22 protein-coding genes and 1 pseudogene are annotated in these 25,718 nt (G+C 70.2%); 13 read left to right on the top strand and 10 right to left on the bottom strand.

Features of this window, described 5'->3' with window-relative positions:
- The first annotated feature begins 57 nt into the window (after positions 1–57).
- The 4 genes from O1R50_RS04480 (at position 58) to clpX (ending at position 4,441) form a co-directional block, all read left to right on the top strand.
- Positions 58–1,215 carry a S8 family peptidase gene (locus O1R50_RS04480; protein WP_270108679.1) on the top strand — a complete coding sequence of 386 codons (1,158 nt, stop codon included), beginning with the start codon at positions 58–60 and terminating at the stop codon, positions 1,213–1,215.
- Positions 1,216–1,485: 270 nt separating this feature from the next.
- Positions 1,486–2,139, top strand: a complete 654-nt coding sequence (locus O1R50_RS04475) for an ATP-dependent Clp protease proteolytic subunit (protein ID WP_408612599.1) — start codon at positions 1,486–1,488, stop codon at positions 2,137–2,139.
- 20 nt (positions 2,140–2,159) lie between these two features.
- On the top strand, positions 2,160–2,822 hold the full coding sequence (locus tag O1R50_RS04470; RefSeq protein WP_333490252.1) for an ATP-dependent Clp protease proteolytic subunit: 663 nt from the start codon (positions 2,160–2,162) through the stop codon (positions 2,820–2,822).
- A 317-nt stretch (positions 2,823–3,139) separates the two neighbouring features.
- Entirely contained in the window at positions 3,140–4,441 is a 1,302-nt protein-coding gene (gene clpX, locus O1R50_RS04465) for an ATP-dependent Clp protease ATP-binding subunit ClpX (RefSeq protein ID WP_270108678.1), read from the top strand.
- A 3-nt stretch (positions 4,442–4,444) separates the two neighbouring features.
- Here the strand turns inward: clpX and O1R50_RS04460 are convergent, their stop codons facing one another.
- Positions 4,445–4,762, bottom strand: coding sequence for a PLD nuclease N-terminal domain-containing protein (locus O1R50_RS04460; RefSeq protein ID WP_270108677.1), 318 nt, complete (start codon positions 4,760–4,762; stop codon positions 4,445–4,447).
- A gap of 149 nt (positions 4,763–4,911) precedes the next feature.
- On the opposite strand from O1R50_RS04460, the gene O1R50_RS04455 reads away from it, so the two are divergent.
- The 3 genes from O1R50_RS04455 to O1R50_RS04445 all read left to right on the top strand — a co-directional run bounded on the left by O1R50_RS04455 (position 4,912) and on the right by O1R50_RS04445 (position 7,499).
- The gene (locus O1R50_RS04455) at positions 4,912–5,682 is read left to right on the top strand and encodes an electron transfer flavoprotein subunit beta/FixA family protein (protein WP_270108675.1); all 771 of its coding nucleotides are present in this window, start codon (positions 4,912–4,914) and stop codon (positions 5,680–5,682) included.
- Between the two features lie 9 nt (positions 5,683–5,691).
- Positions 5,692–6,621 carry an electron transfer flavoprotein subunit alpha/FixB family protein gene (locus tag O1R50_RS04450; protein ID WP_270108674.1) on the top strand — a complete coding sequence of 310 codons (930 nt, stop codon included), beginning with the start codon at positions 5,692–5,694 and terminating at the stop codon, positions 6,619–6,621.
- A 236-nt stretch (positions 6,622–6,857) separates the two neighbouring features.
- A complete protein-coding gene (locus tag O1R50_RS04445) occupies positions 6,858–7,499 on the top strand; it encodes a biotin transporter BioY (protein WP_270108673.1) in 642 nt (213 codons plus the stop codon).
- Between the two features lie 148 nt (positions 7,500–7,647).
- Here O1R50_RS04445 and O1R50_RS04440 read toward each other — a convergent pair whose 3' ends face one another.
- Positions 7,648–8,559 (bottom strand): hypothetical protein, encoded by a 912-nt coding sequence (locus tag O1R50_RS04440; protein WP_270108672.1) that lies wholly within the window; start codon positions 8,557–8,559, stop codon positions 7,648–7,650.
- 274 nt (positions 8,560–8,833) lie between these two features.
- Here O1R50_RS04440 and O1R50_RS04435 point away from each other — a divergent pair, with 274 nt between their 5' ends.
- From O1R50_RS04435 to O1R50_RS04425, 3 genes are read left to right on the top strand one after another with little or no spacing between them, the layout of a single operon-like run.
- Entirely contained in the window at positions 8,834–9,991 is a 1,158-nt protein-coding gene (locus O1R50_RS04435; protein WP_270108671.1) for a cysteine desulfurase family protein, read from the top strand.
- Between the two features lie 38 nt (positions 9,992–10,029).
- A complete protein-coding gene (mnmA, locus tag O1R50_RS04430) occupies positions 10,030–11,154 on the top strand; it encodes a tRNA 2-thiouridine(34) synthase MnmA (RefSeq protein WP_408612606.1) in 1,125 nt (374 codons plus the stop codon).
- Entirely contained in the window at positions 11,147–12,160 is a 1,014-nt protein-coding gene (locus O1R50_RS04425; protein ID WP_270108669.1) for a uroporphyrinogen decarboxylase/cobalamine-independent methonine synthase family protein, read from the top strand. Before mnmA ends, O1R50_RS04425 begins: the two co-directional genes overlap by 8 nt.
- Here the strand turns inward: O1R50_RS04425 and O1R50_RS04420 are convergent.
- Together O1R50_RS04420 and O1R50_RS04415 are read right to left on the bottom strand one after the other, a co-directional pair.
- Positions 12,103–12,555 (bottom strand): annotated as a pseudogene (locus tag O1R50_RS04420) (sulfotransferase). The gene O1R50_RS04425 and the pseudogene O1R50_RS04420 sit on opposite strands and share 58 nt — an antisense overlap.
- 4 nt (positions 12,556–12,559) lie before the next feature.
- Positions 12,560–15,010 carry a DUF4153 domain-containing protein gene (locus tag O1R50_RS04415; RefSeq protein WP_270108668.1) on the bottom strand — a complete coding sequence of 817 codons (2,451 nt, stop codon included), beginning with the start codon at positions 15,008–15,010 and terminating at the stop codon, positions 12,560–12,562.
- 178 nt (positions 15,011–15,188) lie between these two features.
- On the opposite strand from O1R50_RS04415, the gene O1R50_RS04410 reads away from it, so the two are divergent.
- Entirely contained in the window at positions 15,189–15,929 is a 741-nt protein-coding gene (locus O1R50_RS04410; RefSeq protein ID WP_270108927.1) for a VIT1/CCC1 transporter family protein, read from the top strand.
- Here the strand turns inward: O1R50_RS04410 and O1R50_RS04405 are convergent.
- The 6 genes from O1R50_RS04405 to O1R50_RS04385 all read right to left on the bottom strand — a co-directional run bounded on the left by O1R50_RS04405 (position 15,926) and on the right by O1R50_RS04385 (position 20,951).
- Entirely contained in the window at positions 15,926–16,942 is a 1,017-nt protein-coding gene (locus O1R50_RS04405) for a magnesium and cobalt transport protein CorA (protein ID WP_270108667.1), read from the bottom strand. The genes O1R50_RS04410 and O1R50_RS04405 overlap by 4 nt on opposite strands.
- A gap of 40 nt (positions 16,943–16,982) precedes the next feature.
- A complete protein-coding gene (locus tag O1R50_RS04400) occupies positions 16,983–17,597 on the bottom strand; it encodes a TetR/AcrR family transcriptional regulator (RefSeq protein ID WP_270108666.1) in 615 nt (204 codons plus the stop codon).
- Between the two features lie 9 nt (positions 17,598–17,606).
- Positions 17,607–18,344 (bottom strand): ABC transporter permease, encoded by a 738-nt coding sequence (locus tag O1R50_RS04395; protein WP_270108664.1) that lies wholly within the window; start codon positions 18,342–18,344, stop codon positions 17,607–17,609.
- Between the two features lies 1 nt (position 18,345).
- Complete coding sequence (locus O1R50_RS04390; protein ID WP_270108663.1) at positions 18,346–19,092, bottom strand: ABC transporter ATP-binding protein; 747 nt, start codon at positions 19,090–19,092, stop codon at positions 18,346–18,348.
- Positions 19,093–19,141: 49 nt separating this feature from the next.
- Positions 19,142–19,354, bottom strand: coding sequence for a HepT-like ribonuclease domain-containing protein (locus O1R50_RS26265; protein WP_408612605.1), 213 nt, complete (start codon positions 19,352–19,354; stop codon positions 19,142–19,144).
- 160 nt (positions 19,355–19,514) lie between these two features.
- Positions 19,515–20,951, bottom strand: a complete 1,437-nt coding sequence (locus tag O1R50_RS04385) for an alkaline phosphatase PhoX (RefSeq protein ID WP_270108662.1) — start codon at positions 20,949–20,951, stop codon at positions 19,515–19,517.
- Positions 20,952–21,119: 168 nt separating this feature from the next.
- Between O1R50_RS04385 and ligA the strand changes: the two genes are divergently transcribed.
- Together ligA and O1R50_RS04375 are read left to right on the top strand one after the other, a co-directional pair.
- Positions 21,120–23,330, top strand: a complete 2,211-nt coding sequence (gene ligA / locus O1R50_RS04380; RefSeq protein ID WP_270108661.1) for an NAD-dependent DNA ligase LigA — start codon at positions 21,120–21,122, stop codon at positions 23,328–23,330.
- 336 nt (positions 23,331–23,666) lie between these two features.
- Positions 23,667–25,694, top strand: coding sequence for a putative bifunctional diguanylate cyclase/phosphodiesterase (locus tag O1R50_RS04375; protein ID WP_270108660.1), 2,028 nt, complete (start codon positions 23,667–23,669; stop codon positions 25,692–25,694).
- Positions 25,695–25,718: the final 24 nt, after the last annotated feature.

Raw genomic sequence — 25,718 nt, 5'->3', positions numbered from 1 at the left:
TTCTTGGTACCTTGTGACAGATGCCATAGCCCGTTTCCTCCCGAAGGGTGCATGTACATGGTGAACCATCCCCCCGTACGCCGTTACCTCCTTACCGCCTCGCTCGTAACCCTCGCCGCGACCGGCTTCGCGGCGGCTCCCGCCCAAGCCGAGACCGCCGAGATCCTCGCCGCAGACAGCCCCGACGCCATCGCGGGCTCCTACCTCGTCGCCTTCGAGGAAGGCGTCGAGACCGAGGTCGTGGACGAGTTCGGCGGCGACGTCGAGACCGTCTTCGGCTCCGTCGACACCGTGCTCGCCGCGATGAGCGAGCGCGAGGCCGAACGGCTCGCGGCCGACCCGGCCGTGGCCTACGTCGAGCAGAACCAGACGATCGAGATCCAAGCGACGCAAGACGACCCGCCCTCGTGGGGCCTCGACCGGATCGACCAGTCCGGCCTGCCGCTCTCGGGCTCCTACACCTATCCCAACGCCGGTGAGGGCGTCACCGCCTACATCATCGACACCGGGATCTGGGCGAGCACCGCGGACTTCTCCGGGCGCACCGGCACCGGCTACTCCGCGATCCTCCCCGGCCTCCAAGGGCTCGACTGCAACGGCCACGGCACGCACGTGGCGGGCACCGTGGGCGGCACTACTCACGGTGTGGCCAAAGCGGTCACGATCGTGCCCGTGCAGGTGCTCAACTGCCTCGGCTCCGGCACCACCGCCGGGGTCATCCAAGGGGTGAACTGGGTGACCGAGAACGCCGTCAAGCCCGCCGTGGCGAACATGAGCCTCGGCGGGGGCGTGAGCGACGCCCTGGACGCGGCCATCGCCGCCTCGATCGACTCGGGCGTCACCTACGCGGTGGCGGCGGGCAACGAGACCGCCGACGCGTGCGGCGTCTCCCCGGCCCGCACCCCGGAGGCGATCACCGTCGCCGCCTCGACCGAGGCCGACGCCCGCGCCGACTTCTCCAACTTCGGCGACTGCGTCGACCTCTTCGCGCCCGGCGAGAACATCACCTCGCCCTACCTGCTCGGCCAGCCCAGCTCGCTGAGCGGCACCTCGATGGCCTCGCCGCACGTGGCCGGGGCCGCCGCGGTGTACCTCTCGGCCCACCCTGACGCGTCCCCCGCCGAGGTCTCGGACGCGCTCACGGGCGCGGCCGTCTCCGGTGCGATCAGCGACGTCCAGGGCAGCCCGAACCTGCTCCTGCAAGTGACGGACTGACCGATGCGACGGTGAGGGGCCCGGCCGCTGCGGCCGGGCCCCGATCGCGTTTCCGGGCACCGGCTGCGCTTCCGCTCCTTCGGAGGCCGGTCATCCCGTGCGCTCGCCGCGGCGGCCCGGGATCCAGGACGGGCGGGGCGACGCGGGGCGCTCCGCTCGCAGCGAACACGGAGCCCAGGCGCGTCCGATCGTCGCCCCGACGGGCTAAGGTCTGGATTGGTAACCGCAACGCCGAGTGCATATCGCCGAGACAGAATGAAGGTGCAAGACATGGACCGTTCGATTCCATTCTCCTCGCAGCTGGAGAAGGACGTCGTCAGCGCGGTGGCTCGCCGGGGCGGCGGCGACTCCAACTCAATCGGCCTGGACAGCATGGTCTTCGACCGCCTGCTGAAGGAGCACATCCTGTTCCTCGGCTCGGACGTCAACTCCGAGATCGCCAACCGCCTGTGCGCCCAGCTCCTCCTGCTCGAGGCCGAGGACGACCAGCGCGACATCAAGCTCTACATCAACTCGCCCGGCGGCTCGGTCTACGACGGCATGGCCATCTACGACACCATGCAGTACATCAAGAACGACGTCGCCACTGTCGGCATGGGCATGGCCGCCTCCATGGGCCAGCTGCTCCTGTGCGCCGGCACCGCGGGCAAGCGCTACGCGCTCCCGCACGCGCGCATCATGATGCACCAGCCCTCCGGCGGCATCGGCGGCACCGCCTCCGACGTCGCGATCCTCGCCGAGCAGATGCTCTACACCAAGCAGATGTTCCAGGAGCGCGTCGCCGAGCACACCGGCCGCACGATCGAAGAGATCGAGCGCGACTCCGACCGCGACCGCTGGTTCACCGCCGCCGAGGCGAAGGACTACGGCTTCATCGACCACGTCGTCAAGCGGGTGGCCGACGTCCCCGCCGAGGCCAACTAAGTAAGGAATAGGGGAACCAGATGATGGACATCCACGCCCAGGCCGGCGGCTACGACCCGCGCGCCCGCTACATCGTCCCGTCGTTCACGGAGAAGACCTCGTACGGGATCAAGGAGATGAACCCGTACAACAAGATGTTCGAGGACCGGATCATCTTCCTCGGGTCCCCGGTCGACGACACCTCGGCGAACGACATCATGAGCCAGCTGATCGTCCTCGAGGGCAACGACCCCGACCGGGACATCATCATGTACATCAACTCGCCTGGCGGTTCGCTCACCGCGCTGATGGCCATCTACGACACGATGCAGTACGTGCGCCCGGACATCCAGACCGTGTGCATGGGCCAGGCCGCCTCGGCCGCCGCCGTGCTGCTCGCGGCCGGGACCCCCGGCAAGCGCACCGCGCTGCCGAACTCCCGCGTGATCGTCCACCAGCCCGCCACCGAGGGCACCTTCGGCCAGGCCTCCGACATGGAGATCCAGGCCCGCGAGATCATGCGCATGCGCGACCAGCTGGAGAAGATTCTCGCCCGCCACACCGGTCAGCCCGTGGACAAGGTCCGCCGCGACATCGAGCGCGACAAGATCTTCACCGCCGAGGAGGCCGTCGCGTACGGCATCGTCGACAACGTCCTGACCTACCGCAAGAAGAACGCCCTGCCCGCCGAGGCCGCGGCGTAAGCAAGCCCCAGGAGCGGCGGGCCGGCGTCCAGCCCGCGGCACGCCCGGCCCGCCGCCTCCGCACCGCCATCCGACGGAGCCTCACCTCCGATCGATCCGCCCCCCGATGTCGCCCGGCCGCGATACCGTGGCCGAGGCCGGCCCCGAGCCCCGCAAGGGTGGCGCGGTGACGGCAAATGCGAAATACTGGATCGAGACACCGGTTCGTCCTGAATCAACGGAGCCGGATCGGTGGCACGGGTTGACCTTTCAGCAATGGAGCAAGAAAGCACGCTCGGCACGAGCCCACGGGTGCGCCGAGGAAGGGAGTTACCGCGATGGCACCTCGCCTGGGTGACAGCGAGATCTTGAAGTGCTCGTTCTGCTCGAAGTCGCAGCGGCAGGTCCGCAAGCTCATCGCCGGCCCGGCGAACGTCTACATCTGCGATGAATGCATCGACCTGTGCAACGAGATCATCGAAGAGGAGTTCGCCGAAGAGGCCGAGGTCGCCTGGGAGGATCTGCCCAAGCCCAAGGAGATCGTCGAATTCCTCGACCAGTGGGTCATCGGCCAGGACTCCGCGAAGCGCTCGCTCGCGGTCGCGGTCTACAACCACTACAAGCGCGTGCAGCTCGACGAGCTCGGCTCGATCCGCGGCGGCGACCACGTGGAGCTCCAGAAGTCGAACATCCTCATGGTCGGGCCCACCGGCTCCGGTAAGACCCACCTGGCGCAGACCCTCGCGCGGATGCTCGACGTCCCGTTCGCGATCGCGGACGCCACGGCCCTCACCGAGGCCGGCTATGTGGGCGACGACGTGGAGAACATCCTCCTCAAGCTCATCCAGGCCGCCGACTTCGACGTGAAGCGCGCCGAGACCGGCATCATCTACATCGACGAGATCGACAAGGCCGGACGCAAGGCCGACAACCCCTCGATCACCCGCGACGTCTCCGGCGAGGGCGTGCAGCAGGCGCTCCTGAAGATCCTCGAAGGCACCCACGCGGCCGTGCCGCCGCAGGGCGGGCGCAAGCACCCGCACCAGGAGCACATCCAGATCGACACCACGAACATCCTCTTCATCTGCGGCGGCGCGTTCGCCGGGATCGAGGAGATCATCAAGACCCGCGTCGGCAAGCGCACCGTCGGCTTCACCGCCCACCTGCACGACGCTGAGGACTCCGCGGAAGACGCGATCGTCTCCCAGGTCATGCCCGACGACCTGCTGAAATACGGGCTCATCCCCGAGATGGTCGGGCGCCTCCCCATCCTGACCACTGTGGACCACCTCGACAAGGAGGCGCTGCTGCGCATCCTCACCGAGCCGAAGAACGCGCTGGTCAAGCAGTATCAGCGGCTGCTCGAACTCGACGGCGTCGAGCTCGAGTTCGCCCCGGACGCGCTCGAACCCATCGTGGAGTCGGCGATGCTGCGCGGCACCGGCGCGCGCGGGCTCCGCGCCATCATGGAAGAGGTGCTGCAACCCGTCATGTTCGAGATCCCCTCGCGCGCCGACGAGGTCGCGAAGGTCGAGATCACCGCTGACGTGGTGCGCCGCAACGTGAATCCCACGCTCGTGCCGAGGACCAAGGCCACTCCGCGCCGGGCGGTCCGCCTGCGGCGCGAGAAGTCGGCCTGAAGGTCAGTCCTCCTTGTTGTCGTCGCGCAGGCGGCGGTCGATGTCCCGCAGGAAGTCGGGGTCGTCGTCGGGCGCGACCGGGCCATTCGGATTCCGCGGCCCGGCGCTGCCGTGGCGCGGCCCCGGTTGCGGGCGCGGGGGCCTGGCACGGCCTATGGTGAACCACAGGATGCCGCCGGCGATGGGGACGAGCACGATGATGAGCACCCACCAGGCGCGTGTGAGCTTCCTGGGGGCGTGTTCACCGCCGAGGCAGTCTGCGACCGCTGCGATGACCAGCGCCAGGTGTGCCAGGACCAGGAAGACGAACGCGCGGATCATGATCCAATCATGCCTGTCCGCCGCGCCGGGGACAACAACGCCTCGGGTGGTTACCCGTAAGTAACTTCGTAGGATATAGTTCAGGCCGAGACGCCTGAACGAAAACTAAGGCCAACAAGCGTCCTCTAGTACGACCTCGGAGGTTGTCGATGAACATCGTGGTTCTGGTCAAGCAGGTCCCGGACTCGGGACTCGCGAGACAGCTGGACGCCCAGCTGCGGGTCGACCGCAACGGCGCCAACAACGTCATGGGGGAGCTCGACGAATACGCCGTCGAAGCCGCCCTCCAGCTCAAAGAGGCCCACGGCGGCGAGGTCACCGTCCTCAACCTCGGCCCCAGCCAGGCCATGGAGACCGTGCGCAAGGTCCTCGCGATGGGCGCCGACAAGGCCGTGCACATCGAGGACGACGCCGTCGGCGGCTCCGACGCGCTCACCACTTCCGCGATCCTCGCCGCGGCACTCGGCCGCCTCGAATGGGACCTCGTGATCGCGGGCGCCGAGTCCACCGACTCCGGCATGGGCGTCATGCCGCACCTGCTCGCCGCTCGCACCGGCGCCCCCGCGCTCACCGGCGCCCGCAAGATCGACACCGACGGCACCGCCATCACCGTCGAGCACCAGAGGACCAACGGATACGACGTGCTCAGCGCGAACCTTCCGGCGATCGTGTCCGTCTGGGACACCATCAACACTCCGCGCTACCCGTCCCTCAAGGGCATCATGGCCGCCAAGCGCAAGCCCGTCGAGACGCTGAGCCTCGCCGACCTCGGAGTGACCGAGGCCGGGCCCGCCGCCGCGGGCAACGAGGTGCTGAGCGCCGCCGAGCGTCCCGCCCGCACCGCCGGCCAGATCGTCACGGACGAAGGCCAGGGCGGCGTCGCGCTCGCCGAATTCCTCGCCGTCGAGAAGTTCATCTAGGAGCCGATGATGACTGACATCCTTGTGTACGTACCGAACTCGGGCAAGCACGCCGCTGAGGTCCTCACTCTTGGACGCTCGCTCGGCGACGTCTCGGCCATCGCCTTCGACGACGCCTCGGCCTCGCTGGCGGGCGAATACGGCGCGGCGAAGGTCTACCGTGTCGACGCCGCCGGTGCTGACGACTACTTCGTGGATCCGAAGGCGACCGTCCTCATCGACCTGGCCCGCTCGGCCGCTCCGAGCTGCTTCCTGCTGCCGAGCACCGACGAGGGCAAGGCCCTCGCCGCCCGCGTGGCGGTGGCGCTGGAGAACGGCCTGCTGACCGACGTGACGGGACTGGAGTCCGACGGCACCGCGACGCAGGACGCGTTCGCGGGCGGCACGATCGTGAAGTCCAAGGCCACCAAGGGCTTCACGCTCGCAACGGTGAAGGCCGGCTCGACCGAGCCCGCTCCGGCTCCGGGCTCGCCGACCGTGGAGGCCGTGACGGCGAGCGTCGCCGAAACCGACCAGCGCGTGCGGATCACCGAGCGGGTCGACGAGCCCGCAGGTGACCGCCCGGGCCTGGCCGAGGCCAGAGTCGTGGTCTCCGGCGGGCGCGGTGTGGGCTCGGCGGAGGACTTCGCGCTCATCGAGCGCATGGCCGACGCCCTGGGCGGCGCGGTCGGCGCCTCGCGCGCGGCGACCGACTCGGGGTTCTACCCGCACAAGTTCCAGGTCGGCCAGACCGGCACGACGGTGAGCCCGCAGCTGTACGTCGCGGCGGGCATCTCGGGCGCGATCCAGCACCGCGCGGGCATGCAGACCTCACGGGTCATCGTGGCGGTCAACAAGGACGCGGACGCGCCGATCTTCGGCATGGCCGACCTCGGCATCGTGGGCGACCTGTTCCAGGTGCTCCCGCAGGCGCTCGAGGAGATCGAGAAGCGGAAGTAAGCGAAGACGAGCCGCGGCCCGGCCCGCCCGGAGGGGGGGGGCCGGGCCGCGGGCGTTGGAAGCCGAGCGGGGCTCGCGTCCGATGCCGCCCCGTTTTCGATGGGCTCGGGCAGGGTTGGCGGGCCGGTTTCGACGGGCGCTCGCCGGGGGCGTCACGTTGCCGTAACAAGGGTGCGTTAGGCTTCCCGGAGCCTCTCGTTATATAGAACCTACATACGATGTTGGAGGAATCCGCTATGGCCGCCCCAGCTGCCGCGATCGCCGCGCCAAGCGTGCTCGCAGATCTCCTGCCCGCCCGCACGAAGGCCGCCGCGTACGCGCGCGACGCCGTGCTCGTGCTCGGCGGTGCCGCCGCCGTCGGCGCTTCGGCGCAGATCGCGATCACCATCCCGCAGATCACCCCGGTCCCGTTCGTGCTCACCACGTTCACCGTGCTGCTCCTGGGCGCCGCCTACGGGCCGCTCAGGGCGGGGATCACCCTCGCGCTCTACCTCGCCGCCGGGGCCGCGGGCGTCCCGTGGTTCACCGACGGCACCTCCGGCTACGCCATGCCGAGCTTCGGCTACATCATCGGCTTCCTGGCCGCCTCCGTCGCGGTCGGCTACCTCGCCAAGCGCGGCGGCGACCGCACCATCCTGAAGACCGTGGGGCTCATGGTCGTCGGCAACGTGCTCATGTACGCCTTCGGCGCCCCCTACCTCGCCCTGGCGACCGGCATGGACGCCGCCACGACCATCGAGAAGGGCGTCCTGCCGTTCCTCGCCGGTGACGCCGTCAAGCTCGTCGTCGCGGCGCTGCTCCTGCCCGGAGCCTGGGCGGCAGTGGACCGCTTCCGTAGCGAGCGCCAGCGAGGCGCGGAATCGGAAGCGCAGTCGTAGCGAGCGCCAGCGAGGCGCGGAATCGGAAGCGCAGTCGTAGCGAGCGCCAGCGAGGCGCGGAATCGGAAGCGCAGCGAGCGCTAGCGACACGAAGTAGCGAGAGCTGAAGGGCCCCACCGTTTCCAGTGGGGCCCTTCGCTTTGCTCGTCTATTCGATCTCCCAGCCGATGCCCAGCGCGCCCGGCCTCGGGACCGGCTCCGCCAGCGCCACGGTCCGGTTCGGGCCCAGCTGGAGGTCCCCGGTCTCGCGCTTCTCGCGCTGCAGGCTCGACTGCGCGAAGCGGTACACGCGCTTCGGGATCGCATCCGGTGCGAAGCGCACCTGGAGCGAGTACTGGTCCACCGGGTACCGGAACGCGTTCCCGTGCCCGCTGGAGGTGCCTCCGTTGCCCTGCACGACGATCTCGAACAGGTGCGTCGCCCCGCGCGGCAGCGGCGTGTCGAACACGATCTCCGCCAAGGCGACCGGCGCCTCGGGGTGGCGCAGGATGTTCGGCACCGTGCAGTCGCGTACGGGCTTGAACTCGATGTCGTCGATGTCGCAGCCCTCGTCGCCGCGGTACAGCAGGATGTAGCGGTCCACGTCGTCGCGCCTGGCGCGCACGAGCATCGACAGCTCGAACACCGACTCCTGCCATTCGGAGTCGACGTGCACGATCACCTGCTGGCTGAGGATGTCCAGGGTGTGCTCGCGCGAGGCGGGCACCTGGTCGCACAGTTCGCGGACGGCGTCGCCGCCGAGCACCGCGTCGGGCCGGGGGAGCTGCCCCCGGATCGAGCGCGGCCCGCGGGCCCGCTTGGGGCCCAAGAGGACCCGCAGGGACCCCGCGGGCAGTTCGAGGAGGTCTTCGAGGGCAGTCACGGCGGCGAGTGACTCGGCGCGCTCGGGCCGGGACCGGCCCGACTGCCAGTAGCTCAGGCTCGTGGTCGACACGGTGATGCCCCGCATGGCGAGGCGGTGGCGGATGCGGTCGAGACCGAGCCCGCTGGTCTGGATGGCCACGCGCAGGGCGGTGTGGAACGGCCCGGCGCGAAGCGCTTCGGCGAGCTCAGGCGTCATCGGCACACACTTTCTCTCGACTCGGGCGGCGAAGGCTCCGGCTTCCTAGGACACCAGTTTCCGCGGCCCGGTCTCGGGGCGGTGACCCCTCACGATCGGAAAGGTAGGAGGATTCGTCAGATTCTATCTCGCGCGCACCACGACGCATTACGCCGACTAATGCGGAAGATCCCGGCACCGGAATCCCACCCCTCGGAACGGCGCAGACCCCGCCTCGGCAGCGCCGCCGCGGCCCGCCTGAGTGAGCCGGGACGCGCCGTAGAATGGACGGGCCATGGCCTATCTCGATCACGCCGCGACCACGCCGATGCTCCCCCAGGCGCTCGACGCCTACGTGCGCACCGCCCGCGCCCTCGGCAACGCCTCCTCCCTCCACGGTTCCGGGCGCGCCGCCCGCCGCACGGTCGAGGAGGCCCGCGAGCGCATCGCCGAAGCCCTGGGCGCCAAACCCGGCGAGGTCATCTTCACCGGCTCCGGCACCGAGGCCGACAACCTCGCCGTCAAAGGCGTCCACTGGCACCGCCGCACCGAGCACCGCAACCGCGTGGTCACCACCGCGATCGAGCACCACGCCGTCGCCGACGCCGTCGCCTGGCTCGGCGACCACGAGAAGGCCGACGTCACCGAGCTCCCCGTCGACAAGCTCGGCCGCGTCGACACCGGCGCCCTCGCCGAAATCCTCGACGAGCGCGGCGCCGAGATCACCCTGCTCACCTGCATGTGGGCGAACAACGAGGTCGGCACCCTCCAACCCATCCCCGAGATCGCCGAACTCGCCGCCGCCCACGGCATCCCCGTGCACACCGACGCCATCCAGGCCGTCGGCCACGTCCCCGTCGACTTCGCCGCCTCCGGCGCCGCCTCCCTCGCCCTCTCCGGCCACAAGCTCGGCGGACCCACCGGCACCGGCGCGCTCATCCTGCGCCGCGACGTGAAGGCCGTCCCGCTCCTCCACGGCGGCGGCCAGGAACGCGAGATCCGCTCCGGCACCCTCGACGTGCCCGGCATCGCCGCACTCGCCGAAGCGGTCGCTCACGCCGTCCGCACGCAGGAGACCGAGTCCCAGCGGCTGGTGCTCCTGCGCGACGACCTCGTCGCCCGCATCCGCGCGATCGTCCCCGAGGCGATCTACAACGGCGACCCCGAATCGCGCCTGCCCGGCAACGCCCACTTCTCGTTCCCCGGCTGCGAAGGCGACGCCCTCCTCATGCTCCTCGACGCCGCCGGTGTCGAATGCGCCACAGGCTCCGCCTGCTCGGCCGGGATCGCGCAGCCCTCGCACGTCCTCCTCGCCATGGGCACCGACGCCGACGACGCCCGCTCCTCCCTGCGCTTCACGCTCGGCTGGCCCACCACCAAGGCCGAGACCGACGCGCTCATCGGGGCCCTGCCCGAAGCCGTGCGGCGCGCGAAGACCGCCGGGCTGTCCTAGCCGGTACAGAAAACGGGCCTAAGCTGGACCACGTGAAACTGCGAGTACTGGCCGCCATGAGCGGCGGAGTCGACTCGGCCGTCGCCGCCGCCCGCGCCGTCGAGGCCGGGCACGACGTCACCGGCGTCCACCTGGCGCTGTCCAAGAACCCCCAGACCTACCGGACCGGGGCCCGCGGCTGCTGCACCATCGAGGACTCCCGCGACGCCCGCCGCGCCGCCGACGTCATCGGCATCCCCTTCTACGTCTGGGACATGGCCGAGCGCTTCCACGAGGACGTCGTCGAGGACTTCTACGCCGAATACGCGGCCGGGCGCACCCCGAACCCCTGCCTGCGCTGCAACGAGAAGATCAAGTTCGCCGCGGTCCTCGACCGCGCGCTGGCCCTCGGCTTCGACGCCGTCGTCACCGGCCACTACGCCCGCAAGGGCGACGACGGCCTCCTGCGCCGCGCCGTCGACCCCGGCAAGGACCAGTCGTACGTCCTCGCCGTGCTCACCCCGACCCAGCTCGCCGGGTCGATGTTCCCGCTCGGCGACACCCCCAAGGACCAGGTCCGCGTCGAAGCCGAGACCCGCGGCCTCGCCGTCGCCCGCAAGCCCGACAGCCACGACATCTGCTTCATCGCCGACGGCGACACCTCCGGCTTCCTCAAGAACAAGCTCGGCACGAAGGAAGGCGAGATCGTCGACGCCGCCTCCGGGGAAGTCCTCGGCAGCCACGACGGCTCCCACCAGTTCACCATCGGCCAGCGCCACGGCCTCGGCCTCAAGCGCCCCGCCGCCGACGGCAGGCCCCGCTACGTCCTCTCGATCACGCCCGTCGACAACCGCGTCGAGGTCGGCCCCCGCGAGGCCCTGCGCGTCGACCGCATCCGCACCGGCAAGCCGGTGTGGCTCGCCGCCGAGCGCACCGCGCCGTTCGAGGCCGAGATCCAGCTCCGCGCCCACGGCGAGGTCTACCCGGCCACCGTCACCCCCGAGGACGGCGGCCTCACCGCGAAGCTCCACACGCCCGCGTTCGGCGTCGCCGCCGGGCAGGCCCTCGTGGTCTACGGCCCCGCCCCGGAAGGCGACGCGGTCCTCGCCTCCGGCACCATCGACTCGACCCAGGCGTACGCCGAAGCGGGCGTCAGCGAATCCGCCGAGGCGGCCGGTGCCTGACCTCGCGAAGGACATCGACGCCCTGCCGATGGGCGTCGCCACCGGCGTCGGCTCCCTGCCCGGGACCGACGTCCAGGAGGCCGTCAACATCGTCTTCGGGGAACTCCCCGAATGGCCGTACCTGCCCGAACTGCCCGACCGCGGCCTCGGCGCCGACATGATCGGCCGCGGCGCAGCCCTCCTCGAAGGCCTGCCCGTCCAATGGTGGGCCTTCCGCTGGGAACTGGCCGACCTTCCCGGCCGCGACGCCCGCCGCGCCCTCGACTTCCTCGAACGCGACCTCGACGCCCTCCACGAAGTGGACACCGCCGGACCGGTCCGCCTGACCGCCGTCGGCCCCTTCACCCTCGCCGCCAACCTCTGGCGGCGCACCGGCGGCGCGATGCTCGCCGATCCGGGCGCGGTCGCGGACCTGACCGCTTCGCTGGCCGAAGGACTCCGCAACCACATCGCCGCCGCGCAGGCGCGAATGCCCAAGGCCGCCTTGTCGATTCAACTCGACGAACCGAGCCTCCCGGCGGCGCTGGCGGGCCGCGTGAACACCGAATCGGGGCTCGACTTCTACCGGCGCGTGCCCGTCGAGGTCGCGCGCGAGCGGCTGCGCGAGCTCACCGAGCAGGTCGGCGTACCCGTGACCGTGCATTGCTGCGCCCCGGACGTGCCGGTGCGACTGCTGGAAGAAGCCGGAGTGCAGGCGCTCTCAGTCGACCTCACCCTGCTGGACCTCGACGACGTGCCGAAGGTCGACGCCCTGGGGGAGTACCTCGACGGCGGCGGGCGCCTCATCGCCGGCGTGGTGCCGCCGCTCGGGCAGCCCCGGCCCGGCGTCGGCAAGGAAGCGGCCGAACGCGTTCAGGCCCTGTGGAACCGGCTCGGTTTCAGCGCCGAGCAGCTGCCGCGGCAGGTGAGCATCGCGACTACGTGCGGCATGGCCGGGGCGAGCCCCGACTACGCGCGGTTCGCGATGGAGGCGAGCCGCGAAGCCGCCGAGCGGCTCCGCGGCTGACGCTCTGCTGAGGACTGCTCGGCCTCGGCCGACGCCGCGGTCAGCTCTTCGGCCGTCCGGCTGTTGAACTCGGCGGTCGAGTTCAGGTGGGGGAACGGCTCGTCCGGGATCGGCAGGCCGAGCGCGTCGCACAGCGGCTGCTAGCCCGCGCCGGTCTCGAATTCGACGAGCCGCGATGCGGGGATCGTCTCGCGCACCCGGTCGAGGTAGCGGCGGTAGGCCGCCTCGACGGTTTCAGGGTCCGAGCGCTCGGCGTCGCCGAAGGTCTTCTTCCAGAGACCGTCGATCATGGGCTGCCAGTCCGAGCCGCCGAAATCCGCCTCGGGGCCGAAAGCCTTGAAGATCGTGGCGGCGCGGCAGCTCAGTGGCCGCCGCGCCGCCCAGGGTGACGACATTCCGTCAGGCGAACGTCCCGTACAGGCCTTCCATCTGGTCGGTCAGCTCGTCGGCGGCGGCCTCGGACACCACGTCCCGCGAGACGCCCGTGACCAGCGCGTAGAACACCAGGTTCCCGCTGGCGCGGTAGTACTGGAACTGGCGCTCGGCGCCGTCGCCGTACGAGAGGCAATAGCCGTCCGAGCGCTCCTGGACGAGCCAGTCGCCGCCGGAGTAGGCGTCGACGGCGTCCGCGATGTGGCCGCTCGCGGCCGCTGAGGACTCCGTGTACCGGAGCTGCCCTTCGATGGTGACGCCGCTGTTGAAGTACCCGCAGGAGAGCCATGCCGTCACCGGAGGCTCCTCGGAGAGGAACGCGTCCGAGGCGCCGGGCTCGAGACCGAGTTCGTCCACCTCGCTGCCGAACCACTCGCTCGTCGAGGTGGCGTCGAGCGCATCGCAGGTCTCGACCTGGAAGAACGCGGCGGCGGGCGGCGCTGCCGCGTCGTCCGCCCCGACGGTCTCCTGTGCGTCCTCGGTCTCCTGGAGGTCCTCGGGCGGCGGGTCGCCGAACTCCTCCGCGCCCATGTACCGGTCGTCGCCCCAGTCGCAGTAGTCCGAGTGCTCCTCGTGCTCCTCGTGCTCCTCCAGGAGCCCCGCCGCGCGCTGGTGGCCGAGGTTCCAGGCCATGAGGTCGCGCTCGACCGGGTCGTCGAGCATGCAGTCGAGATCCTCATCGGGGAGCGAGGCGAACTCGGGCACCGCGTCGTCGGAGAGGTCCTCCAGGTAGTCGAGGTCGAGCGTGTGGTCGTGCTCGAGGTTGTAGCGGGCGATGAGCGCGTCCGGGTTCGCGGCGGCCAGACCGAGGAGCGCCAGCGCGCCCGAGGCGAGCACGGCGCGCGGCAGCCACGTGGCCCGCAGCTTCCAGCAGCAGACGATGACCATCGCGAACAGGACCGCGAGCCAGATCTCGACGGTGAAGATCCACACTCGCATCCGGGTGAGGCCGTACGTGTCGGCGTACGTGAACATGCGGTACAGCGCCGAGGCGATGACCACCATGGACAGGGCGCAGAGGGTGCCGAGCAGGATGCGGGCCGCCAGCCGGTCGGCCTTCGCGCGCTTCGGCGCGAGCCAGGCCGCGACGGCGATGACCCCGAGGGACAGCGCCGCGACGAAGCTCAACTGCCAGAAGCCCTTGCGGGCGTATTCGGCGAAGGTGAGCCCGGCGGTCTCCATGACGTAGTCCTCGCCGCCGAGGAACACCCGCAGCTGCACCGCGATGAACGCGACGAACAGGAGGTTCAACGCGCCCAGCGGGATCGAGAGCTCGAAGCGCGAGACCGTGCGGTGCTCGCCCTCGGGCTGCACGGAGTCGAAGCTCGGCTTCGCGACCGCGGTGTAGGCCCACGTGAGCGCCATGGGGAACAGGATCGCGGCGAGGAGGATCCGCAGGATGAACTCGCCCGCGTTGACCTCGGGCATGAGCCGCACGATGAGGTCGGCGAACGTGCTGTCGGCGGCGGCGAAGAGCCCGCCGAAGACGAGGAGCAGCGCGGCGGTGATGAGCACGACCCACAGGTTGCGCATGCCGGTGGCGTTGCCCTCGCCATTGCCGTCCTTGCCCGCGCTGCGGCCGCGCTTGGCCCAGCGGAACGATTCGGCGAGGCCTTCGAGCCAGCCCTGGAGCAGCATGACGGCGGTGCCGCTGAACCGCACCTGCCGGGCGAGCACCAGCGGCGTCAGGAGGAACGCGGCGGACGTGCACAGGAACACGACCCAGCCGGCGTCGCGGATCGCGGGGACCGACCAGAGGGCGGCGACCAGGATCGCGCCCGGCAGCCGCGGCACCAGGTCCCGGGTGTCGCCGGCGGCCAGCGGGATCGCCAGCAGGGCGATGCCGGTGAGCGACAGGCCGATGCCGACGCCGGTGGAGTGGAACGCGGCCCAGCCGCCGAACAGGGCGACGGCGATGACCAGGACCACGATGGCCGGCTTGGGGATCTCCCCGGGCCGATGCCATCGCGGGTTGGGCGGCGGCGTGTACCGCTGCTGGTTCATCTGCTGGTGGTAGTAGGCGGCCTGCCGCTGGTATTCGGCGGCGGTCAGCGGCGCGGCGGGAGGCTGCGGCCGGGGCGGCGCGGGGACCGCTGCGGGCGCTCGCGTCACCTGGGCGCCGACGCTCGGTGCGGGCGACGCGGCGGCCTGCGCGGGAGCGGGCTCGGCCTTAGGGGTACCGGAGGCGGCGTCCGGTGATGCTTCGGGTTCGGGCGCTTGCACGGGAACCGTTCCGGACTCGGGGGAAGGCTGCTGTGCGGGTGCCGGCTCGGCGTCGGGCCGGGAATCGCCCATCGGCGTCTCAGGCCCGTGCGGTTCGGCCGGTGCCGGGTCCTGGGGTGGATCACTCGGCGTCTCGTCTCGAGTCGCTTCGGCGTTCTCGGGCCGCGGAGCTGGGGAGTCAGCGGGATCGCTCATCGAAGAGCCCCTTCGTTTCGGAGGGAGTGCCGACAATAGCGGTAGTCGTCAACCAGCGGAAGTGTCCATTACAGAGCGTCGCGGTCCTGCGCCGGACAATTCCCCCAAGCCTCCGCAATTTCCGGTCTCCTGTGAGAACTCCCACCGCGTGCAACCTTGTGGTTCACTGGAAATCGTGATGGTGCAGAGCGGACACGACGACCACGAGCACGAACCCGGGATGCACGACGGCGGCGGTCCCGGTTCGATCGGCAACCGGCTCAACTGGCTCCGGGCGGGCGTGCTCGGCGCGAACGACGGCATCGTCTCGGTCGCGGGGATCGTCATCGGCGTCGCCGGTGCCACCTCCGACCGGTCCACGATCCTCGTCTCCGGCGTCGCCGGGCTGGTCGCGGGCGCGTTCTCGATGGCCGGCGGCGAGTACACCTCGGTCTCGACCCAGCGCGACACCGAGGCGAGCCTCGTCGAGGCCGAGCGGCGCGAACTCGACGAGCGGCCCGAGGACGCCGAGGCCGAACTCGCGACGAGCCTGCGCGACCGCGGCCTCTCCGATGAGACCGCCCAGAACGCGGCCCGCGAGCTGTCCAAGCGCAACCCGCTGCGGGCCCACGCCGTGGTCGAATACGGCCTCGACCCCGACGAGCTCACCAACCCCTGGCAGGCCGCGCTCTCCTCGTTCCTCGCGTTCACGTGCGGCGCGCTGCTCCCGCTGCTCGCGATCACCCTGCTGCCCGCGGGCATCCGCGTGATCGGCTGCGCGATCGCGGTGATCGCGGCGCTGGCGCTCACCGGCTTCACCTCCGCCAGGCTCGGCGGCGCGCCGACCGGCAGGGCGATGCTGCGGGTCATGGGGGTCGGCGCGGCGACGATGGTCGCGACCTACGCGATCGGCTCCGCGTTCGACATCGCCACGGCTTAAAGCCAGTTGTGGCGCTTGAAGACCACGTACAGCAGCCCGGCCGAGAGCAGCATCAGCCCCATCGCCATCGGGTAGCCGAGGACCCACGAGAGCTCGGGCATGTGCGTGAAGTTCATGCCGTAGACCCCGGCCACGAGGCCCGGCGTGAACATGATCGCCGCCCAGGACGAGATCTTCTTGACCTGGTCGCCCTGCTCGATGCTCGCGTGGGAGAGCTGCCGCATCTCCTCGTTCTGCGCCTGCGTGACCAGGGTCGAGTGCACGGTGAGCGCGTTCTCCAGCAGGGCCCGGAAGGTGTCGGCGCGTTCGACGATGCGCAGCACGTGGTCGAGCACGTCCCGCATGTCGCGGCGCAGCTCGATGTCGACGTCGAACTTGTCGTACCCGGCCTCCAGGGAGCGGAAGATCCGCACGAGCGGATGGGTGGCCCGCTGGAACGCCATGGCCTCGCGGGCGAGCTCGTAGATGCGCCGGGCGACGTCGGGATCGCCGGAGAACAGCTCGTCCTCGATCTCGTCGATGTCGTCCTCCATGCCGTCGACGACCGGGTTGTAGCCGTCCACGATCACGTCGAGCACCGCGTAGAGGACCGCCTGCGGCCCGAGTGCCAGCAGCTCCGGGTCGGCTTCGAGCCGCCGGCGGACCTGCGCGAGGTCGGGGGACTCGGCATGGCGGACGGTGATCGCGAAGTTCGGGCCGATGAACAGGTGCACTTCGCCGAACTCGACCTGCTCGGTCTCCTCGAGATAGCGGGCGGGGCGCAGGGCCACGAAGGTGCTGTCGCCGAAGCGCTCCAGCTTCGGGCGCTGGTGCCCGATGGTGGCGTTGTGGATCGCGAGGTGGTGCAGCTCGAACTCCTCGGCGACGGCGGCGAGCTCGGCCTCGGTCGGCCGGTAGAGCCCGATCCAGGCGAAGCCGCCGTGCTCGTGGAGGTCCTCGAAGGTCTGGTCGAGGGTCACGTGGTGCGACTCGCGCACGCCCTTGCGGTAGATGGCGCTGTCGACGATCGGCATGCGACCAGTCTAGGGGCGGCCCGCGAAGGGCTCCTTCCGCTCATGTTTCGAACTGGTCCACCGGCATCGTGAGGTACCGGTCGATGGTCGGCCCGATCGTCTCGGCGAGCTGGTCGGCGCTCAGGGACGCGACCGGCTCGAGCTTGAGGATGTACCGGGCCACCACGAGCCCGAACACCTGGCTGGCGATGAAGCTGGCGCGCACGGGAATGCGGTCGACCTCGCCGCCCAGGACGCTCTCCACCGTCTTGACGATCCGGTGCTCGAAGAGCTGCCGCAGCACGAACGACATCGCGGGCTTCGACAGGCTCGTGCGCACCACAGCGAGGAGCTTGTCCTGGTGGGGGCCGTCCCAGATGCTCACGAACGCGTGCATGAGCCGCTCTCCCGCGCCCTCGACCCCGCCCGCCTTCAGGACGGCCGCGACCTCCGGGGCCGGGTCCAGCGGCAGTTCGATCGCGGCGAGGAACAGGTCGTCCTTCGAACCGAAGTAGTGGTGGATCAGCGACGGGTCCACCTCGGCCTCAGAAGCGATGCGCCGCATGGAGACCGATTCGAAGCCCTCCTCGGCGAACAGCCGCCGGGCGGCGGCCAGGATCTCGGCTCTCGTGTCGGGATTGCCTGACCGCCTTCCGGCGCGCTTCGTTCTGGCCACGGGTGAACCCTAGTTCGTGCGCCGCCGCAGCGTCGCGGCTCCGAGGGCGGTTGCGACGAGCGCCGCAGCGGCCACGACCGCGACGTCACCCCACATCGCGGACGTGATCTCGGCGTTGACCTGCACTTCGGTGAGCGCCTTGACCGCGTAGGTGATCGGCAGCGCGTCCGAGACCCCCTGCAGCCAGCCGGCCATCTGGTCGCGCGGCCAGATCAGGCCGCACAGCAGGAGCTGCGGGACGACGAACACGGGCATGAACTGGATCGCCTGGAACTCGGTGGTGGCGAACGCGGAGACGAAGAGCCCCAGCGCCATCCCGAACAGCGAGGCGATGATCGCGATGAGGAACACCGCCCACGCCGGACCCGCCGTCTCCAGGCCGAGGAAGAGGTACGCGACCGAGGCGGCGATGGCGGTCTGGCTCGCGGCCGCCACACCGAACGCGATCGCGTAGCCGCCGACCAGGTCGAGCTTCCCGGTCGGCGTCGTCATGAGCCGCTCCAGCGTCCCGCCGGTGCGCTCTCGCAGCAGCGTGATCGAGGTGATCATGAACATCATCATGAACGGGAAGAACGCCAGCAGGATCAGCCCGACCGAGTTGAAGGCCTCCGGCGCGGCGTCCATGATGGCGCTGATGAGCGCGATCATCAGGCTCGGTACGGCCAGGATGAGCACCACGGTGCGGCGGTCGCCCAGCAGCTGCCGGAGGATGCGCCCGGCGGTGATGAAGGTGATGCGCAGCGACATGTCAGTTCGCCTTCTCGAGTTCGCGGATGAGGTGGAGGAACGCCGCTTCGAGGTTCGCGGTGCCGGTGGAGGCGCGCAGGTCGGCGGGGGTGTCGTCGGCGATGAAGCGGCCCTCGCGCAGCAGCAGGAGCCGGTCGCAGCGGTCGGCCTCGTCCATCACGTGGCTGGAGACGAGCAGCGTCGCCCCCTGCTTCGCGAGGGTGCGGAACTGGTCCCACAGCTCCTCGCGGATCACCGGGTCGAGGCCGACGGTCGGCTCGTCGAGCACGAGCACCTCGGGTTCGATGACGAGCGCGCACGCGAGCGAGGTGCGGGTCTTCTGGCCGCCGGAAAGGTTCGCGGCGAGCTTGTGCGCGTGGTCGCCCATGCCGACCCGCTCGATGGCGGTCATGGCCTCGGATCGGCTGCGGCCGTAGAGGGCCGCGAAGTAGGCGACGTTGGCCTTGACCGAAAGGTCGGGGTAGATCGAGGCGTCCTGCGTCACGTAGGCGACGCGGCGGCGCAGCGGCTTCGTCCCGGCCGGGTGGCCGAGCACCTCGACAGTGCCGGACCGCACTTTCTGGGTGCCGACGATCGCGCGGATGAACGTGGTCTTGCCCGAGCCCGAGGGGCCGAGCAGGCCGGTGACGGACCCGGCGGCGATGCGGGTGGAGACGCTGTTGAGGACCGGCTGCCCGCCGCGGTGGACGACGAGGTCGTCGACCGCGATGGCGGTCGCGGGGGTGCTGGCGGTCGCGTTCGGTGGCATTCGGAGCCTCCAATAATTCAACGGTTGACGAATTCACCGTACCATGAATTCATCGCATGGTGAAATCCGTTGCCGGAAGCCGGTACCCCGCCGAGGCACGGCAAAACCCAGGAAGGCGGAGATCGACATCGAAGTAGCTGTGAACGACCCGGTTTCGCGCGACGATCTGACGCCGAGGAATTTCCGGGTGCGCCCCGGTGACCTCCGGGGAGAGGCGGTTCACGGCTTCGCCGAGGATCAGGATCAGGTGGACGGTCGCCAGAATGCGTCCCGTCCCTCGGCGACCCTCCGCGCGATCTTCTCCGCTGCGTCGAGGAGGTCGGTCAGACGCCCGGCATCGTCCCTCACAGCCGGATAAGGCGAATCCGGCCGCGCACGGGGACGATGTGCGCAGCCGGATTCGCCACTCGGGAGGATCAGTCCTAGAGGACGCCCTTGCTCCAGGGCCCCCAGATCGCGACCGTCCGGCCGGGCTCCAGCGCCGGATCGCCCAGCAGGCCCCGCGTCGCGCCCTGCATGTTCGCGAACAGCACCTTGCCGTCAGGCGAGAACGTCGCGCCGCACCACTCCGTCTTGCCCTCGTGGTAGACCAGCGGGAAGATCTCGCCGTCGCGCGTCAGGCCCCGCATCGCGGGCAGGTCGCGGCTCGTGTCCTCGCACAGGATCAGGTTCCCGCCCGGCGAGACCGTGATGTTGTCCGGATAGGACAGGAGCTCCGCGTCGGGCGATTCGAACACCAGCTTGATCGTGCCGCCCTTGTGGCCGCGCGGCCGGTACTCCCACAGCTGGCCCTCGCCCTCGTCACCACCCGAAGTGGACGCGATGTAGACCGCGCCGTCGCCGTAGAAGCAGCCCTCGAGCCGCCCGAAGACCGCCGCTCCCCGCGCCCAGCCCTGGTTGAACACGGCGAGCGGGTCCTCCTCGGCATCGGCCGGATCCGGGTCCTCGATGTCCACCCACTCCACGTACAGGCCCCTCCCGGCGCGCTGGCCGGTGCGGGTGTCGTAGTTCCACTCGTCCGCGATCTTGAGCATCTGCAGCTGCCCGCCCTCGGCGAGGTCGCCGGGCACGTTCGGCAGGAACCGGTAGAACCCGGACGTGTTCTGGTCCTCGGTCTCGTAGACCACGCCCGAGCGCGGGTCCACGGCCACGGCCTCGTGCACGAACCGGCCCATCTCCTTGAGCGGCACCGGAACCGTCTCGCCGTTCTCGGCGGACGGCACTTCGAACACGTACCCGTGCTCGGCCGCCCAGCCGGCGCCCGTGCCCGCCGTCGTCTCCTCGCACGAGAGCCACGAACCCCAGGGGGTGGGCCCGCCGGCGCAGTTGACGATCGTGCCCGACAGCGACTGCCAGGCCTCCGTGAAGTGCGGCTCGCCGTCGTCCCAGCGGACGCTCATCGTGGTCGTGCCGCCGCCCGCGAGCGCGTCGTAGCGGTGCTCGGGGCTTCCGGCCGGGATGCCGACGCCGGGCTCGTTGCGCTCCTCGTGGTTGCGCACGAGGCGCCATTCGCCGCGCCGCCCGGTCGGGAAGCAGGCCATGCCGTCGTGCGCGAGCGGCGTGCGGAAGCCGTCCCGCATCGGCGACGCGGCCAGCGCGAACACCTTGAAGTCGAAGCCTTCGGGGAGCCACAGGGTCTGCTCGAACCCGGTCTCCGGGTCGGCGCGCGTGAGCTCGCGCAGCTCGCCGTAACCGCCGTTGTCGGGGCAGTCGCGGTCCTTCTCGCCGTCCTTCGCGTGGGCCGCGCGGATCGAGAGCCCCTCCATCGCGGCGACCGCGAAGAGGCTCGCGCCGGCGGCGGCGGCGCCGCGGCGCAGGAAACTGCGGCGGTTCGAACCGCCGGTCGAGAGGATCGCCATACCTGGCTCCTTTGAGACGGGGGCGTAAAGAGGGCTGTACGGGCCGTACGCGGCTGATCCTTCCGTTCCTCGGGGTGAGTCAGGCAATCACGACGTGAACGGGGGGTGACCGGTTGCATAAGGCTTCGGCCTCCCCGAAACGTCGGACCCAGCTGACACAATGGGGCCGTGAGCACGACTGACGCAGACCTGGACGGCACCGACCGGACCGCAGACCCTGAGTTCGCCCGCGCCCGCGGGCGCCACGAGAAGCTGGCCGCGGAGATCACCGAGCACCGGAAGCGGTACTACCTCGCCGAGCCCACGATCTCCGACAGCCAGTTCGACGAGCTCTTCCACGAGCTCATCGACATCGAGACGGCCTACCCCGAGCTGCAGAGCAACGACTCGCCCACCCAGCAGGTCGGCACCTTCTCCGAGGCGTTCACCCCCGTCACGCACCTCGAGAAGCTGCTCAGCCTCCAGGACGTGTTCAACCTCGAAGAGGTCCAGACCTGGGCCGACCGGATCACCGCCGAGGTCCCCGGCGAGCCGTACCTGTGCGAGGTCAAGATCGACGGCCTCGCCGTCGACCTCGTCTACGAGCACGGCCGCCTCACCCGCGCCGCCACCCGCGGCGACGGCGTCACCGGTGAGGACGTGACCGCGAACGTCGCCACCATCAAAGCCGTCCCGCAGCGCCTTACCGCCGCCGACGGCTACGCCGTGCCCGAGCTCCTCGAAGTGCGCGGCGAGGTCTACTTCCCGAGCGCCGACTTCGTGCGCCTCAACGAGTCCCAGGTCGCCGCGGGCAAGGCCCCGTTCGCCAACCCGCGCAACGCCGCGGCCGGGTCCCTGCGCCAGAAGGACGCCGCGAAGACCGCCGAGCGGCCCCTCAGCTTCATCGCCCACGGCCTCGGGGCCCTGCGCGGCTTCGATCCCGAGTCGCAGTCGCACTCCTATGCCGCGCTCGACGCCTGGGGCCTGCCGACCAGTCCCTACTGGCGGGTCGTGAGCACCCTGAAAGAGGCCTTCGAGTACATCGCCGAGTACGGCGAGCGGCGCCACGAGCTGGTGCACGAGATCGACGGCGTCGTGATCAAGATCGACGACATGGCGGTGCAGCGCCGCCTCGGCGCGACCTCCCGCACCCCCCGCTGGGCCGTGGCCTACAAGTTCCCGCCCGAGGAGGTCAACACCAGGCTCCTCGACATCAAGGTCTCCATCGGACGCACCGGCCGCGCGACCCCCTACGCCGTGCTCGAGCCCGTGCGCGTCGCCGGCTCCGAGGTCGAGTTCGCGACCCTCCACAACGCCGACCAGGTGAAGGCCAAGGGCGTCAGGATCGGCGACACCGTCGTCGTCCGCAAGGCCGGAGACGTGATCCCCGAGATCGTTGCCCCGGTCGAAGCCGCCCGCACCGGCGACGAGACCGAGTTCGTGATGCCCGAGCGCTGCCCCGAGTGCGACTCGGTGCTCGCCCCGGCCGCAGAAGGCGACGTCGACCTGCGCTGCCCGAACGCCCGATCCTGTCCCGGCCAGCTGCGCGAGCGCCTCGCCTACCTCTCCGGCCGCTCCTGCTTCGACGTCGACCGCATGGGCTACATCGCCTGCGCCGCACTCGTCGAACCGCTCGGCGCCGACCCGGTCCTGGCCGACGAAGGCGGCGTCTTCGACCTCAAGATGGAGGACCTGCTCCCCATCCAGGTCGTCGTGCGAGACCCCGACACGGGGCTGCCCAAACCCGACTCGAAGACCGGCGGGGACAAGGTCGTCGCCTACTTCGCCAATAAGGACGGCGAACCGAAGAAGACCGCGGTCCAGATGCTCGAGAACCTCGAGACCGCCAAGCGGCAGCCGCTGTGGCGGGTCGTCAACGCGCTCTCGATCCGCCACGTCGGCCCCGTCGCCGCCCAGGCCCTCGCCGAGCACTTCGGCGACCTCGACCTGATCGCGAACGCCGACGAAGCCGAGATGGCCGCCGTGGACGGCGTCGGCCCCACCATCGCGGCCGCCATCAAGGACTGGTTCGCCGTCGACTGGCACCGCGCGATCGTCGAGCGCTGGCGCCAGGCGGGCGTGCGGATGCGCGACGACGCCCCCGATCCCTCGGAGGCGCTCCCGCAGACCCTCGAGGGCCTCACCCTGGTCATCACGGGCGGCATCCCCGATTACACGCGCGAGGGCGCCGCGGCCGCCGTGAAGGCCCGCGGCGGCAAGGTCTCCGGTTCGGTGTCCAAGAAGACCAGTGCCGTCGTGGCGGGGGACAAGCCGGGATCCAAGTACGACAAGGCCGTCAGCCTCGGCGTCCCGATCGTCCGGGGCGAGGAGTTCGCGTCGCTGCTCGAAAACGGATTGTCGGTACCGGAAACATCTGATGCCGAGACCGAACCAGAATGATCACAAGTCGGTAACGATCCGTATTCCTCTACGGGGGGAGACTCGTTAGTTCAGGGCAGAGTCATCTCGTGGATGCTTGCCCCTGTCGTACCAACGGCTCGGTTCCCATCGCCCGAAAGGGCCGCCGAGCCCGGAACCGACCACGGGAGACGCTGCAGTGAACACCGGATAACGGTTTCTGTAATTGGCATGTCGCGCCTGGTCACAAGTGTGCCGCATGTGCTCCCGGCGTTGTCTGGGAGCGGAATTCGCGATATGACAGAGGAGTCGGCCGCGACCGACCCCGGGAGATTCTGGCGCGTCTCCCGGAGACGGCGCGGCAGTGGGAGGAGCGAAATGGCCACGACGCTCATGCGCAACACTGCGCCGAGAGAGCATCCGGGCCGGTACTTCGGCTTCATGGCGGCGGTCGCGATATTCGCGATCGCCGGCAGCGTAGCCGTGACCGTTACGAGCAGCGCGCCCGAGGGCGGCTGGTTCGGCGTGCCCTTCGCCTTCTGGCTCACCGCCGGCCTGGCCATGGTCGCCGAGCTGCGCCCGACCCGCTGGGGCGGGCTGTGGATGTCGCCGATGGCGTCGATCTACCTTGTATACGCCCTCGCCACCATGATCACCTGGGGCTTCCTGCCCGCGCTGATCGTCCAGTCGGCGGCCATCGGCATGCTGATGATCCAGCTCAAGGCCTCCACGTGGCGGGCGGTCTTCAACATCTCCCAGCAGGCGGCCGCGCTCGTCCTCGCCTGGTACGTGTGGGACTCGGTCGCCGAGGGCGCGGTCTGGAACGGCGGGGCCGCCCAGCTGCTCGCCATCTTCGCCGCCGGAACCGTCTGGACGCTGACGAGCTTCGCGCTCGTCGCGGCCCGCCACAGCCTCCGCACCGGGGAAGGGTGGATCGCTCTGTTCTGGCAGTGGTTCAAGAGCGAGTGGGCGCTGCGCGCCACGCAGATCGCGATCGCGCCCATCGTCGCGACCGCCGCGATGTCCTCCTGGTGGCTGGTGGCGGCCTCGGCGGTCCCCATCTTCGCCGTGTACCGCATCCTGCAGACCGCCGCCGACCGCGAGCGCGAGGCCGACCACGACCCGCTCACGGGCCTGCTCAACCGCAAGGGCTTCCAGCAGGCCGTCGACGGGAAGCTCACGGACGCCGCCGAGACCGGCACCGCCGTCGCGGTCCTCATCCTCGACCTGGACCGCTTCGCCGACGTCAACTCGGCGCTCGGCCACGCGGTCGGCGACCAGCTGCTCGCCGAGCTCGCGCACCGCTTCGAGGCCGACAAGCCGAAGGGCAAGGCGATCGCGCGCCTCGGCGGCGACGAGTTCGCGTTCATGTGGTCCGAACTGGACGGCATGACCGACCCGATGGAGTGCGCCCGCGAGATCCGCGCCCGCCTGGACGCCCCGATCGTCCTCGGCGACGCCAGCGTCGAAGTGGACGGCTCGGTCGGCATCGCGGTCTACCCCGACGACGGCTCCGACTTCCAGACCCTCTTCCGCCACGCGGACATCGCGATGTACGAGTCGAAGCAGCGCGCCTCCTCGTTCGCGCGCTACGCGCCCGAGTTCGACCACAACTCGCCCGAGCGGCTCCTGCTCCTCGGCGACGTCCGCCGCACCCTCGACCACCCGGACTCGCCCGGCGTGAACCTCTACTACCAGCCGCAGGTGCGGCTGGTCGACGGCGAGGTCATCGGCGCCGAGGCCCTGCTGCGCTACCACCACCCCGAGCGCGGGATCGTCAACCCGGCCGAGATCATCGAGACCGCCGAGCACTCCTCGGTGATGCGGATGCTCACCGAGCGGGTCGTCGACATCGCCCTGCGCCAGCTCCGGTCCTGGAACGAATCGGGCTACGACCTGCGCATGGCCGTGAACGTCTCGGTGCGCGACCTGCAGTCGCCCGAGTTCACGGACTTCCTGACCGAGCGGATCGACGCCTACGGGGTGAACGCCCGGAAGCTGCAGCTGGAGATCACCGAGTCCGCCCTCATGGCCGACCCGCGCCGCGTGGTCGTCAACGTGCAGCGCCTCTCCGACCTCGGCGTGGGGATCAGCCTCGACGACTTCGGCACCGGCTTCTCCTCGATGCAGCACCTGCGCCGCCTGCCCGTCACCGAGATCAAGATCGACAAGTCCTTCGTGACCACGCTGATCGACGACCCGGACAACGCCGCGATCGTGTCGACCACGATCGACCTGGGCCGGGCCCTCGACGTGGAGGTCGTCGCCGAAGGCGTGGAGGACGAGAAGGTCCGCAAGCAGCTCGAGGGCTGGGGCTGCCACGCCGGGCAGGGCTGGCACTTCGCGCGGCCGATGGACGCGGACGCGTTCGAGCGCTGGATGAGCGACCACCAACGGCACAAATAGGACTTTGACTGCACCGCAAGGGCG

Origin of the sequence: Glycomyces luteolus (assembly GCF_027622875.1) — a bacterium.
GTDB lineage: Bacteria > Actinomycetota > Actinomycetes > Mycobacteriales > Micromonosporaceae > Glycomyces > Glycomyces luteolus.
The sequence above is the reverse complement of the archived record's forward strand: the minus strand, read 5'-3'. Positions and strand labels throughout refer to the sequence as shown.

Excerpts from the sequence above, each read along its gene's own strand:
- O1R50_RS04480 (WP_270108679.1), top strand. The coding sequence starts at position 58 with ATGGTGAACCATCCCCCCGTACGCCGTTACCTCCTTACCGCCTCGCTC.
- O1R50_RS04440 (WP_270108672.1), bottom strand. The coding sequence starts at position 8,559 with ATGACGCCTGAGCTCGCCGAAGCGCTTCGCGCCGGGCCGTTCCACACC.
- O1R50_RS04385 (WP_270108662.1), bottom strand. The coding sequence starts at position 20,951 with ATGGCGATCCTCTCGACCGGCGGTTCGAACCGCCGCAGTTTCCTGCGC.
- O1R50_RS04455 (WP_270108675.1), top strand. The coding sequence starts at position 4,912 with ATGAACATCGTGGTTCTGGTCAAGCAGGTCCCGGACTCGGGACTCGCG.
- O1R50_RS04445 (WP_270108673.1), top strand. The coding sequence starts at position 6,858 with ATGGCCGCCCCAGCTGCCGCGATCGCCGCGCCAAGCGTGCTCGCAGAT.
- O1R50_RS04375 (WP_270108660.1), top strand. The coding sequence starts at position 23,667 with ATGGCCACGACGCTCATGCGCAACACTGCGCCGAGAGAGCATCCGGGC.
- clpX (WP_270108678.1), top strand. The coding sequence starts at position 3,140 with ATGGCACCTCGCCTGGGTGACAGCGAGATCTTGAAGTGCTCGTTCTGC.
- O1R50_RS04395 (WP_270108664.1), bottom strand. The coding sequence starts at position 18,344 with ATGTCGCTGCGCATCACCTTCATCACCGCCGGGCGCATCCTCCGGCAG.
- O1R50_RS04450 (WP_270108674.1), top strand. The coding sequence starts at position 5,692 with ATGACTGACATCCTTGTGTACGTACCGAACTCGGGCAAGCACGCCGCT.
- O1R50_RS04415 (WP_270108668.1), bottom strand. The coding sequence starts at position 15,010 with ATGAGCGATCCCGCTGACTCCCCAGCTCCGCGGCCCGAGAACGCCGAA.
- O1R50_RS04460 (WP_270108677.1), bottom strand. The coding sequence starts at position 4,762 with ATGATCCGCGCGTTCGTCTTCCTGGTCCTGGCACACCTGGCGCTGGTC.
- O1R50_RS04405 (WP_270108667.1), bottom strand. The coding sequence starts at position 16,942 with ATGCCGATCGTCGACAGCGCCATCTACCGCAAGGGCGTGCGCGAGTCG.
- O1R50_RS04390 (WP_270108663.1), bottom strand. The coding sequence starts at position 19,092 with ATGCCACCGAACGCGACCGCCAGCACCCCCGCGACCGCCATCGCGGTC.
- O1R50_RS04475 (WP_408612599.1), top strand. The coding sequence starts at position 1,486 with ATGGACCGTTCGATTCCATTCTCCTCGCAGCTGGAGAAGGACGTCGTC.
- O1R50_RS04435 (WP_270108671.1), top strand. The coding sequence starts at position 8,834 with ATGGCCTATCTCGATCACGCCGCGACCACGCCGATGCTCCCCCAGGCG.
- O1R50_RS04470 (WP_333490252.1), top strand. The coding sequence starts at position 2,160 with ATGATGGACATCCACGCCCAGGCCGGCGGCTACGACCCGCGCGCCCGC.
- O1R50_RS04410 (WP_270108927.1), top strand. The coding sequence starts at position 15,189 with ATGGTGCAGAGCGGACACGACGACCACGAGCACGAACCCGGGATGCAC.